At 65.6% G+C, this 16,418-nt stretch carries 13 protein-coding genes; 7 read left to right on the forward strand and 6 right to left on the reverse strand.

Going from position 1 to position 16,418, the window contains the following annotated elements; translation table 11 throughout:
• Positions 1-74 precede the first annotated feature (74 nt).
• The 3 genes from RX330_RS13365 to galE form a co-directional block, all read right to left on the reverse strand.
• A complete protein-coding gene (locus tag RX330_RS13365) occupies positions 75-776 on the reverse strand; it encodes a fumarylacetoacetate hydrolase family protein (protein WP_212091404.1) in 702 nt (233 codons plus the stop codon).
• A 35-nt stretch (positions 777-811) separates the two neighbouring features.
• Positions 812-2,614 carry an ABC transporter ATP-binding protein gene (locus tag RX330_RS13370; RefSeq protein WP_212091407.1) on the reverse strand — a complete coding sequence of 601 codons (1,803 nt, stop codon included), beginning with the start codon at positions 2,612-2,614 and terminating at the stop codon, positions 812-814.
• Between the two features lie 118 nt (positions 2,615-2,732).
• Positions 2,733-3,746, reverse strand: a complete 1,014-nt coding sequence (gene galE, locus RX330_RS13375) for a UDP-glucose 4-epimerase GalE (RefSeq protein WP_317243294.1) — start codon at positions 3,744-3,746, stop codon at positions 2,733-2,735.
• Positions 3,747-3,872: 126 nt separating this feature from the next.
• Between galE and RX330_RS13380 the strand changes: the two genes are divergently transcribed.
• Positions 3,873-4,910, forward strand: coding sequence for a glycosyltransferase family 4 protein (locus RX330_RS13380; protein ID WP_317243295.1), 1,038 nt, complete (start codon positions 3,873-3,875; stop codon positions 4,908-4,910).
• Between the two features lie 175 nt (positions 4,911-5,085).
• Here RX330_RS13380 and waaF read toward each other — a convergent pair whose 3' ends face one another.
• On the reverse strand, positions 5,086-6,156 hold the full coding sequence (waaF, locus tag RX330_RS13385) for a lipopolysaccharide heptosyltransferase II (protein WP_317243296.1): 1,071 nt from the start codon (positions 6,154-6,156) through the stop codon (positions 5,086-5,088).
• A gap of 159 nt (positions 6,157-6,315) precedes the next feature.
• Between waaF and rfaD the strand changes: the two genes are divergently transcribed.
• The 6 genes from rfaD (at position 6,316) to RX330_RS13415 (ending at position 14,257) form a co-directional block, all read left to right on the forward strand.
• Positions 6,316-7,296, forward strand: coding sequence for an ADP-glyceromanno-heptose 6-epimerase (rfaD, locus tag RX330_RS13390; protein WP_212091433.1), 981 nt, complete (start codon positions 6,316-6,318; stop codon positions 7,294-7,296).
• A gap of 28 nt (positions 7,297-7,324) precedes the next feature.
• The gene (gene rfaE1 / locus RX330_RS13395) at positions 7,325-8,809 is read left to right on the forward strand and encodes a D-glycero-beta-D-manno-heptose-7-phosphate kinase (RefSeq protein ID WP_212091436.1); all 1,485 of its coding nucleotides are present in this window, start codon (positions 7,325-7,327) and stop codon (positions 8,807-8,809) included.
• Positions 8,806-10,092 carry an O-antigen ligase family protein gene (locus tag RX330_RS13400; RefSeq protein WP_317243297.1) on the forward strand — a complete coding sequence of 429 codons (1,287 nt, stop codon included), beginning with the start codon at positions 8,806-8,808 and terminating at the stop codon, positions 10,090-10,092. The genes rfaE1 and RX330_RS13400 overlap by 4 nt, the downstream gene beginning before the upstream one ends.
• An 84-nt stretch (positions 10,093-10,176) precedes the next feature.
• Positions 10,177-12,090: an SDR family NAD(P)-dependent oxidoreductase gene (locus tag RX330_RS13405; RefSeq protein WP_212091454.1), complete on the forward strand. Its 1,914-nt coding sequence runs from the start codon at positions 10,177-10,179 to the stop codon at positions 12,088-12,090.
• A 2-nt stretch (positions 12,091-12,092) separates the two neighbouring features.
• Complete coding sequence (locus RX330_RS13410) at positions 12,093-13,313, forward strand: glycosyltransferase family 4 protein (RefSeq protein ID WP_317243298.1); 1,221 nt, start codon at positions 12,093-12,095, stop codon at positions 13,311-13,313.
• A complete protein-coding gene (locus RX330_RS13415) occupies positions 13,310-14,257 on the forward strand; it encodes an NAD-dependent epimerase/dehydratase family protein (RefSeq protein WP_317243299.1) in 948 nt (315 codons plus the stop codon). Before RX330_RS13410 ends, RX330_RS13415 begins: the two co-directional genes overlap by 4 nt.
• Here the strand turns inward: RX330_RS13415 and RX330_RS13420 are convergent.
• A complete protein-coding gene (locus RX330_RS13420; RefSeq protein WP_317243300.1) occupies positions 14,245-15,279 on the reverse strand; it encodes an MraY family glycosyltransferase in 1,035 nt (344 codons plus the stop codon). The genes RX330_RS13415 and RX330_RS13420 overlap by 13 nt on opposite strands.
• Positions 15,276-16,235, reverse strand: coding sequence for a lysylphosphatidylglycerol synthase transmembrane domain-containing protein (locus tag RX330_RS13425; protein ID WP_212091466.1), 960 nt, complete (start codon positions 16,233-16,235; stop codon positions 15,276-15,278). Before RX330_RS13425 ends, RX330_RS13420 begins: the two co-directional genes overlap by 4 nt.
• Positions 16,236-16,418 lie beyond the last annotated feature (183 nt).

Here is a 16,418-nt window from a genome sequence, read left to right on the forward strand (position 1 = left end):
TCCGCGATCATGTGCTCGAAATGCAAAAGGCCCCGGACGCGTCCGAGGCCTTTCGATCTACAGTCGCCGCAAGTCTATTCCGGCTGGCCGATGCTCACCTTCAGCGTTCCAACGCCGTCGACGCCGCATTCGAGCTTGTCGCCCGCCTGGAGCTGCGACACGCCGGCCGGCGTGCCCGTCATGATGATGTCGCCGGCGGCGAGCTTCACCTGCTGCGAGAGCTGCCAGATGATTTCAGGCACGTTCCAGATCAGCTCGGTGAGGTCGCCCTTCTGCGCTTCCTTGCCGTTGACCGTGAGCCAGATCTTGCCCTTGGCGGGATGGCCGATCTTCGACGCCGGCTGAATCGCGGAGCACGGGGCGGAGCCGTCGAACGACTTGCCGATCTCCCAGGGACGCTCCTTCTTGCGCGAGGCGATCTGGAGGTCGCGGCGGGTGAGATCGATGCCGACGGCGTAGCCGTAGACGTGGTCGAGCGCCTTGTCGGCGGGGATGTTGAGGCCGCCGCTCTTCATCGCGACGACCAGCTCGACCTCGTGATGCAGATCCTTGGTCAGCGGCGGATAGGGGATGGTGGCGCCGTCGGGCACCAGCATATCCGCGTGCTTGGCGAAAAAGAACGGCGGAGCGCGCTCGTCATTGCCCATCTCGCGGATGTGCTCGAGATAGTTGCGGCCGACGCACCAGATGCGGCGCACCGGATAGCGGCCGCTTTCCCCGACGACGGGAAGCGAAGCCTGAGGCGGAAGCGGGATGACGTAGGAGGCGGCGTTCATGTAGCGGTCTCGCTGCTCTTGAGGTGGAACGAACTCTATGCCGTTGCGCTGATCGGCGCCAGAGCGCCGGCGTCGTGATGCTGCAGGCGGAAGAACGAGGCGTAGCGCCCGCCGCGGCGGAGCAGCTCGTCGTGCCGGCCCTGCTCGACGATCTCGCCGCCCTCGACCACCAGGATGGCATCTGCGTGCATGATGGTGTGCAGGCGATGCGCGATCACGATGGTGGTGCGGTTCTGACAGAGATGCTCGATCGCCTCCTGCACCTGCCGCTCGGATTCCGAATCGAGCGCCGCGGTGGCTTCGTCCAGGAGGATGATCGACGCGTTCTTGATCAATGCGCGCGCGACCGCAATGCGCTGGCGCTGGCCGCCGGAGAGCTGCGTACCGTGCTCGCCGACCGGGGTGTCGTAGCCGAGGGGGAAGGCCATGATGAAATCATGCGCGCAGGCCGCCTTCGCGGCTTCGATGATCTCGTCCTCGCTTGCGCCCGGTTTGCCGAAGGCGATGTTGCTGCGGATGGTGTCGCGGAACAGATAGACGTCCTGGCCGACATAGGCGGTCTGCGCCCGCAGCGATTTGCGCGAGACCGCGCCGATCGACTGGCCGTCGATCACGATGTCGCCTTGCGTCACCTCGTAGAAGCGCAGCAGCAGCGCCAGCACGGTCGACTTGCCGCCGCCGGAGGGCCCGACCAGCGCGGTGACCTTGCCGGGCTCGGCCACGAAGCTCATGCGATTGAGCACGGTCTCCCCGGTGCGGTAGGCGAAGCTGACGTCGCGCAGCTCGATGCGCGCGGCGGAGAGCTTCAGCGCCGGCTTGTCGTCGTCCGACCGTTCGCTCGCGGGGCTGTCGACGACTTCGAGCAGCATGCGCGCGCCGACCAGCTGGCTGTTCAGGTCGATGTTGAGCCGGGCCAGCCGCTTGGCCGGCTCGGTCGCCATCAGGAAGGCGGTCATGAAGGAGAAGAACGCGCCGGGCGTGGCGTTGAGCGCGACCACGCTGTAGCCGCCGTACATCAGGCAGCCCGCGACCGCGAAACCGCCCAGCATTTCCATCAGCGGATTGGAACGGTTGGCGACGCGCGCCATCTTGTTGGCGTTGCGCTCGACGATCGCGATGTTTTCGTCGATGCGCTTCTGCATCGTGTCTTCGAGCGTGAACGCCTTCACGGTACGGATGCCCTGCAGCGATTCCTGCATGGTCTCCATGATGTCGGCGGTGCCGGTAAACTGGTTGAAGGCGAGGCCTTTGATGCGCTTGACCAGCTTGCGCAGCACCAGCATCGCCGGCGGCACTACGACGAGGCCGATGAACGACATCACGGGGTCCTGCCACACCATCACGCCGATCATCGCGAGCAGCATCAGCAGGTCGCGCCCGATGGCGTTGACCAGCATGTTGAGCACGTCGGTGATCGACTTGGCGCCGGCCGTCAGCCGCGCCAGGAATTCCGAGGAGTGCCGCTCGGAGAAGAAGCCGACGCTCTCGCGCATCAGCTTTGCGAACAGCTGGCGCTGGTTGGTGGCGAGGATGGCGTTACTGATCTTGGTCAGGATCACCATGTGGCCGTAGGTCGCCACGCCCTTGATGAAGAGCAGGAGCACCGTGATCCCTGAGAACATCGCGATGCCCGGGATGTTCTTGTCGACATAGGCCTGGTTGATGACCTGGCCGAGCACATAGGTCGCGCATGCGGTCGCGCCCGCGGCCACCGCCATCAACGCGAAGGCGACGAGGTAGCGCCGCCAGTAGACGATGCCCTGTTCGGTGACGAGGCGGCGAATCAAGGTCGCTGCCGCATAGGGATCGTCGGTGATTTTCTTTGGAAACTGGGCCATCCGGTGTCCATTGACGGCGCAGGACAAAGCCTGCCCGCGCGTCAGGGATCGATGGGCCTCTGTGCCCGCTCAAGCGGGGTTTTTCAAGCCCAATTAAGGGCTTGCGTCGCAGGGGAATCTAGGCCGAGGCGGCCTGGCGGAGCTCGCCATGGCGCTCGCGGAACAGCTTGTCCTCCCATGCCAGAGCGTGGGCCGCGATCGTCTCGAGGTCCTCGTATTGCGGCTTCCAGTCGAGCAGTCCGCGGATGCGGCTGGTGTCGGCGACCATGGTCATAATGTCGCCGGGTCGCCGCGGGGCGTATTGCACGGCGAAGCTGCGGCCTGAAACCCGGCGCACGGCGTCGATCGTCTCCAGCACCGAATAGCCGCGGCCATAGCCGCAATTGAGCGTCGTCGAGGCGCCGCCATTGCGCAAGTAAGCCAGCGCCGAGCGATGCGCCTGCGAGAGGTCGGTGACGTGGATGAAGTCGCGGATGCAACTGCCGTCGGGCGTCGGATAGTCGGTGCCGAACACGTCGATCTTGGCGCGCTGGCCGGTCGCGGCTTCCACCGCGATCTTGAGCAGGTGCGTTGCGCCGACGGTGGCAAGACCGATGCGGGCGTGCGGATCGGCGCCGGCGACGTTGAAATAGCGCAAGGTCACGTACTGCATGCCGTAGGCGGCGGCGACGTCGTGCAGCATGATCTCGGTCATCAGCTTCGACGAGCCGTAAGGTGACAGCGGCCGCGTCGGCGCGTGCTCGGGCACCGGGACCTGGTCCGGATTGCCGTACACGGCGGCGGTCGAGGAGAAGATGAAGCGATTGATGCCGCGCTTCACTGCGACGTTGAGCAGGTTACGCGCGGTCATGAAGTTGTTGCGGTAGTAGCCGAGCGGATCGCGCATCGAATCCGGCACGACGACGGAGCCCGCGAAATGGATGATGCTCTCGATGTTGTGCTGCGCGATCACGCCTTCGAGCAGATTCTCGTCGCCGGCATCGCCGATGAACAGCGGTACGCCCTCGGGCAGATAGGCGGAGAAACCAGTCGAGAGATCGTCGATCACGACGACGTCCTCGCCGGCTTCCGCCAGCGCGAGAACCGTGTGACTTCCGATATAACCGGCGCCGCCGGTGACTAGCACAGTCATGATCTCACCCGTCTTCGATCAACGCGCAAAGCTAACGCTTACGTGGTGAAGAGGGGGTATCGGCGCGGCCGAACTGGTCACTATGCTTAATGTTGCGTATAGGGGACCTTCGAAACGGAGCGTGACGTGGCGAATCTCCCCGGCGATCTCGAAGTGATCGTGCCAAATCTGCACAGGCGCTATTCCGGGGTCACCGCGACCAACCGGATGGTGGCGCCGCGACTGGCGAAACTGTACCGCGCCGCCTGGTTCGGGTCCGATGCGCCGGCGGGGATCGCGCGGCTGACCGTTGCTGATTTCCTGAAGCTGTGGCGCCGCAAGGCGCCACTGATCTGGCATGCGCGCCGCAACAACGAGATGATCGCAGGCGTTGCGTTGCGCGCGCTCGGCTGGCCGTTGAAGCTCGTGTTCACCTCGGCCGCGCAGCGGCACCATAGCTGGATCACGCGCTGGCTGATCCGGCGCATGGATGCGATCATCGCGACTTCAGACATCTCCGCCTCGTTCCTGAAGGTGAAGGCGACCGTGATCCCGCACGGCGTCGACACCGAAATCTACGCACCGCCGACAGATCGCGCCGCCGCCTTCGCGGAAGCCGCGCTGCCGGGCAGCTACGCCATCGGGTGCTTCGGTCGCGTGCGGGCGCAGAAGGGCACCGATGTGTTCGTCGATGCGATGTGCCGGCTGCTGCCGCGCTACCCGGATTTCACCGCTGTCATCGTCGGTCAGGTCACGGCCGAGCAGACTGGTTTCGCGAATGACCTGAAGAAGCGGATCGAGGCCGCCGGCCTGCAATCGCGCGTCGTCATCACCGGCGAACTGCCGATCGAAGCGGTGCAGCGCTGGTATCAACGGCTGACGATCTACGCCTTCACCTCGCGCAACGAAGGCTTTGGCCTGACGCTGATCGAGGCGATGGCGGCGGGCAGCGCTCTCGTCGCCGCACGCGCGGGCGCGGCCGAGCTCGTGGTTGAGGATGGGGTGAGTGGCGTGCTGATCCCGACGAATGATGCCGATGCGCTCGCCGCGGCACTCGAGCCGCTGATGCGCGACGTGGCCTCGGCGACGGCGATGGGCGAGCGGGGACGGGCGAGAGTGTTGGCAAAGTTCAGCCTCGATGCCGAAGCGGCGCGGATCGGGGAGGTCTATCGGCCGCTGCTTTGAGCCCGCTCTCGCACTGGCAAACAAAAATTGCGAAAACAACCCCATGCACAGTAGACGGGGCCAGCGAAATCAATGGGTTGGCGGTCGGCGCGAGGCGTTGCGGATTACACGAAAATGATTTGACGCAGCGGGCAAAACATCGCCACGACCATCAATGCACAGGCCTCGCTGACGCTCACGTCGTTGCCTTCGCCCCCGCTTCTCCCAGCACCCTCTCAGCAATCCCCACCACCTCGCTCGCCGCGATGTTACGCATGCAGCGGTGGTCGTTCATTTTGCAGACCGTGCTCTGGCAGGGCTGGCAGGACAGCACTTCCTTGTCCTGCACCACGGTGGCGGCAAGGCCGTTGAGGGGGGCCCAGAGATAGGGGCTGGTCGGGCCGAAGATGCCCATGGTGGGCGTGCCCAGCGCGGCCGCGATGTGCATCAGGCCCGAGTCGTTGGAGATGGCGACGCCGGCCGCGGCCATGGCCAGCACGCCGTTGCGCAAGTCATTGCCGGTGAGGTCGCGCACGCCCGGGCCGCCTGCTGCGACGATCTCCTGGGCGAGGCCTTTTTCCCCGGGGCCCCCGACCACCCAGACCTCCAGCCCGCGCTCGACCAGGAGTCGGGCCGCCTCCGGATAGGACGTCCAGCGCTTTGAGACCCCCACCGAGCCCGGGGCGAGCGCCACCGCGGCGCCGGCGCTGAGGCCATTGGCCTGCCTCCAGCGGACAATGTCCTCGGCCGGAACCCGCAATTGCGGGACCGGCCATTCCGGGGGTAGGGGCGCACCGTCGGGCTGGGCCAGGGCAGCGTTCTTGTCGATGAAGCGGGGCAGCTTTTTCTCGCCCCAGCGCCAGCGGTTGAGCAGGCCGAACCGGAATTCGCCGACGAAGCCGACCCGTTCAGGGATGCCGGCGAGGGCGGGCGCGATGGCGGCCTTCCAGGTTCGCGGCAGCACCAGGGCCGTACCATAGTTCCGCTCGCGCAGGAGCTTGCCTAGAGCGAGCTGGCGGGCGACGGCCAGGCGGCCGCGCGGCAGGTCCCAGACGATGCCAGCGCGCACGCCGGGCATGTAATCGACCAGCGGGGCGCACAGGGAGGTGGTCAGCAGATCGACCGGGCGATTGGGCCAGCGCTCCTTCAAAACGCGGATGACGGTGTGATTCCGGACGAAATCGCCGATCCACATGTAGGGAATGATCAGGATCGGGCGAGTATCGTCCCGATCTACCTGTCGACTAAACTGCGAATCTTGATTCATTCGTTGATGGAGCCGAAGGCAATCTGATTATGGCGTCCGGTTAGCCGCTCCGGGCCAGCAGGTAAAGCCGGCTGATAACTCAATCCCAAAACCGCTTACACTTTGGCGGCTCATGCGCTAGGGCAGGATCGGGCCGCAAAAATCGGGCAGGGTTTCGGAATGTTGCTGGTGACCGGCGGGGCCGGTTTTATCGGGTCGAATGTCGTGGCCGCGCTCAATGACGCGGGCCGCAGCGACGTCGTGGTTTGCGATCTGCTGGGCAACGAGGGCAAATGGCGCAACCTCGCCAAGCGGCAGCTCGTGGATATCGTTCCGCCGGCCGAGCTGATGGACTGGCTGAGGGGCCGCAAGCTCGACGCGATCATCCATTTCGGGGCGATTTCCGCGACCACCGCGACCGACGGCGACCTCGTGATCGAGACCAACTTCCGTCTGTCGGTGCGCCTTCTGGACTGGTGCACGATGAACGCGGTGCCGTTCATCTACGCCTCCTCGGCCGCGACCTATGGCGACGGCATGGAAGGCTTTGACGACGACGCCTCTCTGCCGGCACTGAAGAAACTGCGGCCGATGAATCTCTACGGCTGGAGCAAGCACCTGTTCGATCTCACTGTTGCCGAGCGCGTGGCGAACGGCGATCGACTGCCCCCGCAATGGGCCGGGCTGAAATTCTTCAACGTGTTCGGCCCCAACGAATACCACAAAGGCTCGATGATGAGCGTGCTGGCGCGCCGCTTCGACGACGTCAAGGCCGGCCGCGTCGTGCAACTGTTCAAGTCGCATCGTGAAGGCATAGAAGATGGCGACCAGCGCCGGGATTTCATCTATGTCGACGACGTCGTGCGCGTCGTCATGTGGCTGCTCGCGACGCCGTCGGTGTCCGGACTCTTCAACGTCGGAACTGGCAAGGCGCGCAGCTTCAGGGACCTGATGTTGTCTGCCTATGCGGCGCTCGGCACCAGGCCCAACATCGAATATATCGATATGCCCGAGCAGATCCGCGGAGCTTACCAGTACTTCACCCAGAGCGAGGTCGATCGCCTCCACCGCGCCGGCTATAACGGCGGTTTCACGACGCTCGAGGACGCGGTGAAGGCCTTTGTCGGGGATTATCTCGACCGGCCCGACCGCTTCCGCTGAGGCCCCCAGGATCTGAGGCCAAAAGATCATGCCGACGCCCATTCTCGATTTCGACGCCCTCGCGCAGGCCATCACGAGCCGCACGGTGTTGTGCATCGGCGACATCATGCTGGACGAGTTCGTCTATGGCGAGGTGTCGCGGATCTCGCCGGAAGCGCCGACGCCCGTCATCGCGGCACAGCGTAGCGAGATCCATATCGGCGGCGCCGGCAATGTCGCGCGCAATGTCGCCTCGTTGGGCGCGCGCTGCATCTTCATCGGCCTCGTCGGCGAGGACGATGCCGGTGCACGGCTCAAGGCGGCGCTGGATGAGTTCGCTGCAATCGAGAACGTGCTGGTGCGCGACCCGTCGCGGCCGACCACGCGAAAGGTCCGCTTTGTCTCCGAACATTTTTCCACGCACATGCTGCGCGCGGATTGGGAGCAGGCGCTGCCTGCCTCCGATGAGATCGAGACCAGGTTGATCGAGGCGATCCTGCCGCAGATCGCGCGCGCCGACATCGTGCTGCTTTCGGACTACGCCAAGGGTGTGCTGACGGCGCGCGTGATCCGCCACACCATCGACGCGGCGCGGAAACTCGGCAAGCCCGTGATCGTCGATCCCAAGAGCCTGAACTGGGCGATCTATCGCGGCGCCACGCTGCTCACCCCCAACCGCAAGGAATTCTCGGAAGCAACGCGCAGCCGCGCCGACACGCTGCAGAGCATCGTCGACGCCAGCGAGGACGTGATGCGGCTGGCCGATTGCGAGGCGATCCTGGTTACCCAAGGGGAGCACGGCATGACGCTGGTGCCGCGGAGCGGCGAGGCCGTTCACGTTCCGGCCTTTCCGGTGAAAGTGCGCGATGTCTCGGGCGCCGGTGACACCGTCGCCGCAGCGCTCGCGGCGTCGCTTGCGACCGGCACGGACTGGGATACGGCGTTGCGCATGGCCAATGCGGCGGCCGCCGTCGCCGTCGGCAAGCAAGGCACCGCCAGTGTGAGCGCGGCCGAGTTGCGTCGCAAGATCCTTCCGCATGCCAGTCTCGCGGCCGAGGAGAAGATCGTGCTCGAGCCGACCGCCCTCGACGCGCAGCTCGCAGAATGGAAGCGGCAAGGCCAGCGCGTCGGCTTCACCAATGGCTGTTTCGACATCCTGCATCCCGGCCACGTCAAGGTGCTGACCGCGGCGCGCGCGGCTTGCGATCGCCTGATCGTGGGGCTCAACAGCGACGCCTCGGTGCGGCGGCTCAAGGGTGCGGAGCGGCCGGTCCAGGACGAGCGTGCGCGTGCCGAGGTGCTCGCCGCTCTCGAGGCCGTCGATCTCGTCGTCATCTTCGAAGAGGATACGCCGATCGACCTGATCACACGGATCAAGCCCGGCGTGCTGGTGAAGGGCGGCGACTACACCCGCGAGCAGGTGGTCGGCCACGAGGTCGTCGAGGAAGCCGGCGGAACGGTCGTGCTGGTCGACATCCTCCAGGGCTTCAGCACGACGGCGCTGGTGCATCGCGCCCGGGGAGGCGACCAGTGACCGCCCTCGCACGCGAGACGACCGGCGGAATGTTGATTCGCCGTCTGCGCAGCCCGGCTGCCTGGCGCGAGACCGTCGATATATTCGCGGTCCTGACCGCAGCCTCGCTGCCCTGGTCGACCTCGCTTGCGGGGATCTTCAATGCGCTGATGCTGCTCTGCATGGTGCCGTTCCTCGACGTCCGCGCGTTCCTGCAATCGCTGAAGCGTCCGATCTGCATTGCGCCGATCGCGCTGGTCCTGCTCGCGCTGGTGGGGACACTCTGGTCGGACGCGACCTGGGGCGCGCGCTTCTATGCGGTCAATCCGACCATCAAGCTGCTCGTGTTGCCGGTCCTGCTCTACCATTTCGAGCGATCGACGCGCGGCCACTGGGTATTCATCGCCTTCCTGGTGTCCTGCGCCTTGTTGTCGGTGATGTCCTGGCTGGTCGCCTTCTACCCGGATCTTTCGCTCAAGCCCGATCCGCCCGAACGCGGCATCTTCGTCAAGAACTACATCGACCAGAGCCAGGAATTCGCGCTTTGCGCCGTCGCGCTCGCCTATCCGATCGTGACGCTGCTGCGCGAGAAGCGATACTGGTTCGCCGGGCTGCTCACGGCGCTGGCGCTGGGCTTCTTCCTCAACATGACCTTCGTGGTGGTGTCACGTACCGCGCTCGTCACCGTTCCGATCATGTTCGGCGTGTTCGCGCTGCTTCACCTCAAATGGCGCAGCATTGCGCTCATCTCTGCCGCTTTGCTCGTCGGCGCCGTTTTGGCCTGGCAGACCTCGCCGCAATTGCGCCAAACTGCCGAGAGGTTTAGCAGCGACTACACGCGTTATATGGAAAGGGGCGAGCCGAGCTCGGCGGGCTTGCGGCTCGAATTCTGGCGGAAGTCGCTCGGCTTCTTCGTGCAGGCGCCGATCATGGGGCACGGCACCGGCTCGACGCGCGGATTGTTCGAACGCGCCGCGACGGCTGAGGGTCTGTACCAGGCCTCCGCCGAGGTGATCGGCAACCCGCACAACCAGACGCTCAACGTTGCCGTGCAGTGGGGCGTGATCGGCATCGCCGTTCTCTACGCGATCTGGATCCTGCATCTGCAACTGTTTCGCGGCGAGGGGCTTGTCAACTGGATCGGGCTTCTGGTGGTGGTGCAGAACGTCTTCACCTCTCTGTTCAACTCCCATCTGTTCGACTTCCACGAGGGCTGGATGTACGTCATCGGCGTCGGTGTCGCCGGCGGCATGGTGATCCGGGCACAACAGGGTGAGGCGAAGATGGGGGAAGCCGGTTCCTGAGCGGCCGCGCGGCTGGCAAGTCTGGTCCAGATGGGCTATCAGCGCGGTAAGGTTGCATCTAACTGGGCTTTCATCGGTCGGCGGATGACGCGTCTTTCGCATCTCACCCTGCGCAATTTCCTGATCGCGCTTCACGACCTGCTGGCGACCGCGGCAGCGCTTTTTGCCGCCTTCTATCTGCGATTCGAGGGTGGCGACGGCTTCTTCGACCGCTTGCCGCTGCTGTTCCAGATCCTGCCCTACTTCCTCGCCTTCAGCGTGGTGGTGTTCTTCATCTTCAACCTGACCACGACGAAATGGCGCTTCATCTCGCTGCCTGACGCGCTGAACATCATCCGCGTCGCGACCGTGCTGACGGTTGCCCTGCTCGTGCTCGACTACATCTTCGTCGCCCCCAACGTCCGCGGCGCCTTCTTCCTCGGCAAGGTGACGATCGTCCTCTACTGGTTCCTCGAGATCTCCTTTCTCATCGCGCTGCGGCTGGCCTACCGCTACTTCCGCTATACGCGGGTGCGGCGTCACGCCAGAGGCGGGGAGGCCGCGCCGACGCTGCTGATCGGCCGTGCCGCGGATGCCGAGGTGCTGCTGCGCGGCATCGAGAGCGGAGCGATCAAGCGCATCTGGCCGGTCGGCGTGCTGTCGCCATCGAGCTCCGACCGCGGCCAGTTCATCCGCAACGTGCCGGTGCTGGGCGGCATCGACGACGTCGAGGACATCATCGCCGATTTCGCCAAGCGCAACAAGCCGATCGCGCGCCTCATCATGACGCCGTCGGCATTCGAGCCGGAGGCCCGTCCGGAATCGATCCTGATGCGGGCGCGCAAGTTGAGGGTGATCGTCAACCGGATGCCCTCGCTCGAGAGCGGCGACACACCGCGGCTCACCGCCGTTGCGGTCGAGGACCTCCTGCTGCGGCCGAGCGAGACGATCGACTATGCCCGCCTGGAAGCCCTGATCAAAGGCAAGGCGGTGATCGTCACCGGCGGCGGCGGCTCGATCGGGTCCGAGATCTGCGAGCGCGTCGTTGCCTTCGGCGCGGCGCGGCTCCTGATCGTGGAAAACTCGGAGCCGGCGCTCTATGCCATCACGGAAGCGCTCGCCGCGCGAGGCGCTGCCGCCGAGATCGAAGGGCGCATCGCCGACATTCGCGACCGCGAGCGCATCATGCGCCTGATGGCGGTTTTCAAGCCCGACATCGTGTTCCACGCCGCCGCGCTCAAGCACGTGCCGATCCTCGAACGCGACTGGAGCGAGGGCGTCAAGACCAACATCTTCGGCTCCATCAACGTGGCGGATGCCGCCGTTGCCGCCGGCGCCGAAGCCATGGTGATGATCTCGACGGACAAGGCGATCGAGCCGGTGTCGATGCTCGGCCTGACCAAGCGCTTTGCCGAGATGTACTGCCAGGCGCTGGATCACGACCTCGCAGGGACGGCGCACGGCGCCAAGCCGCCGATGCGGTTGATCTCGGTCCGGTTCGGTAACGTGCTGGCCTCGAACGGCTCGGTGGTGCCGAAATTCAAGGCGCAGATCGAGGCCGGCGGCCCGGTGACGGTGACGCATCCCGACATGGTCCGCTACTTCATGACCATCCGCGAGGCCTGCGACCTCGTCATCACCGCGGCCACGCATGCGCTCGGAGCGCCGCGTCCCGACGTCTCGGTCTACGTCCTCAACATGGGCCAGCCCGTGAAGATCGTCGATCTCGCCGAGCGCATGATCCGCCTCTCCGGATTGCAGCCCGGCTACGACATCGAGATCGTGTTCACGGGCATGCGGCCGGGCGAACGTCTCCACGAGATCCTGTTCGCATCCGAGGAGCCGACCCGCGAGATCGGCGTGGCCGGCATCATGGCTGCGCAGCCGAACGAGCCGCCGATGCAGACGCTGCGTAAATGGATCGCGGCGCTCGAGCAGGCGATCGCGCGCGACGATCGCGCCACCATCAAGACCATCCTCAAGGATGCGGTGCCCGAGTTCGGGTCGACCGCGGCCTGACCATGCAGCCTTCCGGCAAGATCGTCGTCGCGAGCCAGCATTATCCGCCGGATACCAGTACGACGGCGGCGATCATGGCCGAGATTGCCTGCCGTCTCGCCGCCGGGCACGAGGTCGTCGTGCTCTCGGGCTGGCCGGGCGCTTTGCCAGCCTCGCAGACCGGCCCGGGCACGCCCCGCGTCGTCGCAATCAAGAACCACATGGCGGGCAAGGCGGCGCTGGTGCGGCGCGGCGTGTCCGAGCTGCTGTTCGCGGCGCGCACGTTTTTCGCATTGCTGCGGCAGCTGAGGCGAGGGGATGTCGTGCTCACGGTCACCGCGCCGTTCATGCTGCCTTATGCGGTGGCGGCGGCAGCCAGGTGCAAGGGCGCGCGCTCGGCGCTGATCCTGCACGACCTCTTTCCCGACGTGCTGGTGATGGCGGGCCTCTTGAAACCCGGCTCTCTGGTGACGCGGACGATGCGGGCCGCCAACGGCCTGATGTTCCGCGCGCTCAATGCCGTCATCACCATCGGGCGCGATGCGGAACGGCCGCTGCTGAGCTATTCCGGAATGAGGCGGAACAAGATCCGCTTCATCCCGAACTGGGCGACGCTGGTGCCCGCGCCGCGCCCGGTCACGCCGGACAATCCGTTCCGCAAGGCGATTGCCGCGCGCTTCATCGTCGGCCTGTCGGGCAATCTCGGCTTCACCCATGACCCGGAGATCGTGTTCGAGGCGGCGCGGCTTCTCAAGGACGAGGCGGACATCCACTTCCTGCTGTCCGGCTGGGGCATCGGCTTCGAACGGCTGAAGCAGTTGCAGGCGGCGGCGAGCCTGCCCAATGTCTCCTTTGTCGGGCGCGTCGCGGATTCCGAGCTCGAGGCGTTTCTGTCGTCCGCCGATCTCTGGATCATTCCGTACCGGAAGGACGTTGCGGGGGTGTCGGTGCCGAGCCGGTTCTACAATCTGCTGGCGGTCGGCCGTCCCGTGGTGCTGGTATCCGAGCCGGAGGCGGAGGCTGCCATGACGGTGGTGGAGAACGGGCTCGGCTGGGTCGTGACGCCAGGCCGCGCCGATCAGCTCGCCGATGCGATCCGCGCGGCGTCCCGGTCCGACGACGGTACCATCGCGGCGCGCGCGGTGAAGGCGGCATCGCGGTTCGACAGGACGACCGCGATGAACGCTTATGCGGCGCTGATCGACGAATTGTTGCGCAACCCGGACCTGTCGGAGCAACGATGAACGAGAAGAAACCGGTCGTGCTGGTGACGGGAGCGAGCGGCTTCGTCGGCCGTCATATCGTGCCGGCGCTCGTTCGCGAGGGATGGTCGGTCCGCCGCGCGGTTCGCAGTCCGGAAGGTGTCGCAGACGAGGTCGTGATTGAAACGATCGGCCCCGAGACCGATTGGCAGGCAGCGCTGGAAGGGGTGGACGCCGTCGTCCATCTCGCCGCACGCGTGCACCGCAAGCGCGAGGAGCACGCGGTCCAGCTCTACCGCAACGTCAACATCGCCGGCACGCTGCATCTGGCGCGCTGCGCGGCGACGGCCGGCGTGCGCCAGTTCGTCTTCGTCAGCACCGTGCTCGTGCACGGCCGCAGCAACGAGGGCCGCGCCCCGTTCAGCGAGAACGACATCCTGACGCCGCGCGGCCTTTACGGCATGTCCAAAGCCGCGGCCGAGGCGGGCTTGAAAACGCTGGCGCGCGACAACGACATGAAGATCTCGGTGATCCGGCCGCCGTTGGTCTATGGCGCGGGCGCCAAGGGCAATTTCGCGCTGCTGACGCGCGCGGTCGATCTCGGGCTGCCGCTGCCCTTTGCAGCGATCCGCAACCAGCGCGCCTTCCTCGCCGTGCAGAACCTGTCGTCTTTCATCGTGCGCCGGCTCGGTCATCCCAATACCGACAGCAATTTCGAGATCTTCCTCGTGGCCGACAGGGAGCAGGTCTCGACACCCGAATTCATCACGCGTCTGGCCGATGCGTCCGGCAAGCGCCTGCGGCTGTTCGGCATGCCGGCGGGCATGCTCAGCACGCTGCTCGGCGTCATGGGCCGGCAGGATACGCATGACAGCCTGATCGGCTCGCTCGAGCTCGACATCTCCAAGGCGATGGCGACCGGTTGGCAGCAGCAGGTCTCCCTCGACGAAGGCTTGCGGCTGGCGCTGGCGGCTCAGGACGCCTGAGGGCGCGAGAAGCGCCGCAGCACGAAGGCGACCGCGACCGCGCCTGCGAGCAGGGACACGATCGTGACCGTCAGCGAGCCGGCGCGAACGGTGACGATGGCAAGTAATGAGAGCACCAGATTGAGCGCGAACACTTCGCCGATGACCTGGGGCACCGTGAACCCGTTGTCCGTCGCACGCTGATAGAAATGCGAGCGATGTGCCGACCAGAACGGCTCGCGCCTGATGATGCGCCGAAACAGCGTGATGGTGGAATCCGCAAGGTAATAGCCGGGCAGCAGCAGCGCCGCAGCAGGTTGCCCGCGCCAGGCGAGATCCAGCAGGCACCAGCCAAGCAGAAGGCCGATCGGCAGGCTGCCGACATCGCCGAGGAATACTCTTGCGGCCGGCTTGTTGAAAGGCGCAAAGCCGAGCGTGGCGCCGCACAGGGCCGTGGCGATCAGTCCGGCGGATGCGGAGAGGTCGCCCCACCATGCGATCAGCCCGAGCGCGGCCGTCGTCGGCACCACTTCGGATACCGTCATCAAGTCGAGCCCGTCCATGAAATTGACCAGGTTCACGAACCAGACGCCGGCGATGACGATCAGGAGACGTTCAAAGGCAAACGGTAGAGCGGGCACGATGCGCAGCGATTCCGGCGCCGGGTACACGATGGCGGTCACGGCCGCGGCTTGCAAAAAGAGCCTAACGACGACCGGCAGAGGCTTGATATCATCGACAAGACCGACCAGGGCGATCAGCACGGCGGACCCGATCAGAGCCAGGGGAAGCGCGTCATGGATCCAAGCGGCCCAGGGCACGGCAACCAGCAAGGTCGCTGCGACAACCGCGATACCCGCGCCTTGCGGAGTTGGAATCCTGTGTGATGAGCGTGCGTTCGGACGTGCCAACGCATAGCGTTGCAGCAGCGGCATGCTCAGCCAGGTGATGCAGGAGGAGAGTGGTGCAGCCAGCAAGGCCGGCGCGATCGCGAGCAGCACCAGTCCGGCCGCAACTTCCGGACTCGAGCCGAGAGCCGTCACTCCGGCACCCCGATCGGAGCCGAGCCTTGCGCGGCCTTCTCTGCGCTGAGGATCCAGACCAGGCCGCCGATCGCGCCGACGATGAAGAACACGGCGCCATACAGCAGCGAGACGTTGACACCCTCGTTCGTGGCCAGTCCCGCAAAGCCGAATGCCAGGCCCATCGTTGCTTCACGCACGCCCCAGCCCGCGATCGAGATCGGCATCAAGGTGATCAGCATCACCGGCGGGACGAGCAGGAAGATCTGGCCGAAGCTGATCGGCGCGGCGATCGACTGCACCACGCACCATGCGATCACGACGGCGAGCACGTGAACGAGGACCGACAGGATTGCGATGATCGGTCCGCGGCTGCGGCTGAAGATCACGCGGTTGGCGATCACCGCGCAGGCGTGGATGTGATGCGTCGCCCACCAGGTCTTCAGCCAGCGCCATTTCAGCGCGCCGAAGATCAGGAAGCCGAGGCCGCCCGCGAGCGCTGCGAAATCGACGAGCAGTAGCGCCGAGCGCCCGTGCGGATCTGTGATGAGGGTGTAGCTCCAGGGCAGGCTCGCGACGATCACGATCGCGAGCGCGATCAGGCCGATCGCGCGGTCGACGAAGATCGAATAGGTCGCAGCACGCCAGCCGGCGCCGGCGCGCGCGACCAGCCACAGCCGGACGGCATCGCCGCCGATCGCCGAGGGCAGCGTCTGGTTGAAGAAGGCGCCGATCACGTTGTAGCGCATGGCGCGGTCGAGCTCGAGCGGCGCTCCGCATTCGGCGCTGATCTCGCGCCAGCGCAGCACGCCGACGAAGATCTGCAGGAACGTGACCGCGATCGCCACGCCGATCCAGAGCAGGCTGGTCACCGTGAAGCGCGAAAACAGTTCGGACAGGTCCACCTTGCGCAGCGCCAAATAGAGCAGCGCCACGGAAATCAGGATCTTGGCCGCAGAAAGCAGGATTCGGCGCATCTCGTCCGCATGAACAGGGTTTGCGAAGATTTGAGGCAACCCGACGCGAGCGCCGAATTCGGCCGCTTTGGTATGGTTTTGGCGCCGATCTTGCAATAGCCCTCCTTGCAATAGCCCTCCCTCCAATGGCTGTCGTGGCGGGCGTCATGGCGGGCATGAGGCGGGGCGGGCCTATTGCGGCCA

Source organism: Bradyrhizobium sp. NDS-1 (assembly GCF_032918005.1).
Taxonomy (GTDB): Bacteria; Pseudomonadota; Alphaproteobacteria; order Rhizobiales; family Xanthobacteraceae; genus Bradyrhizobium; species Bradyrhizobium tunisiense.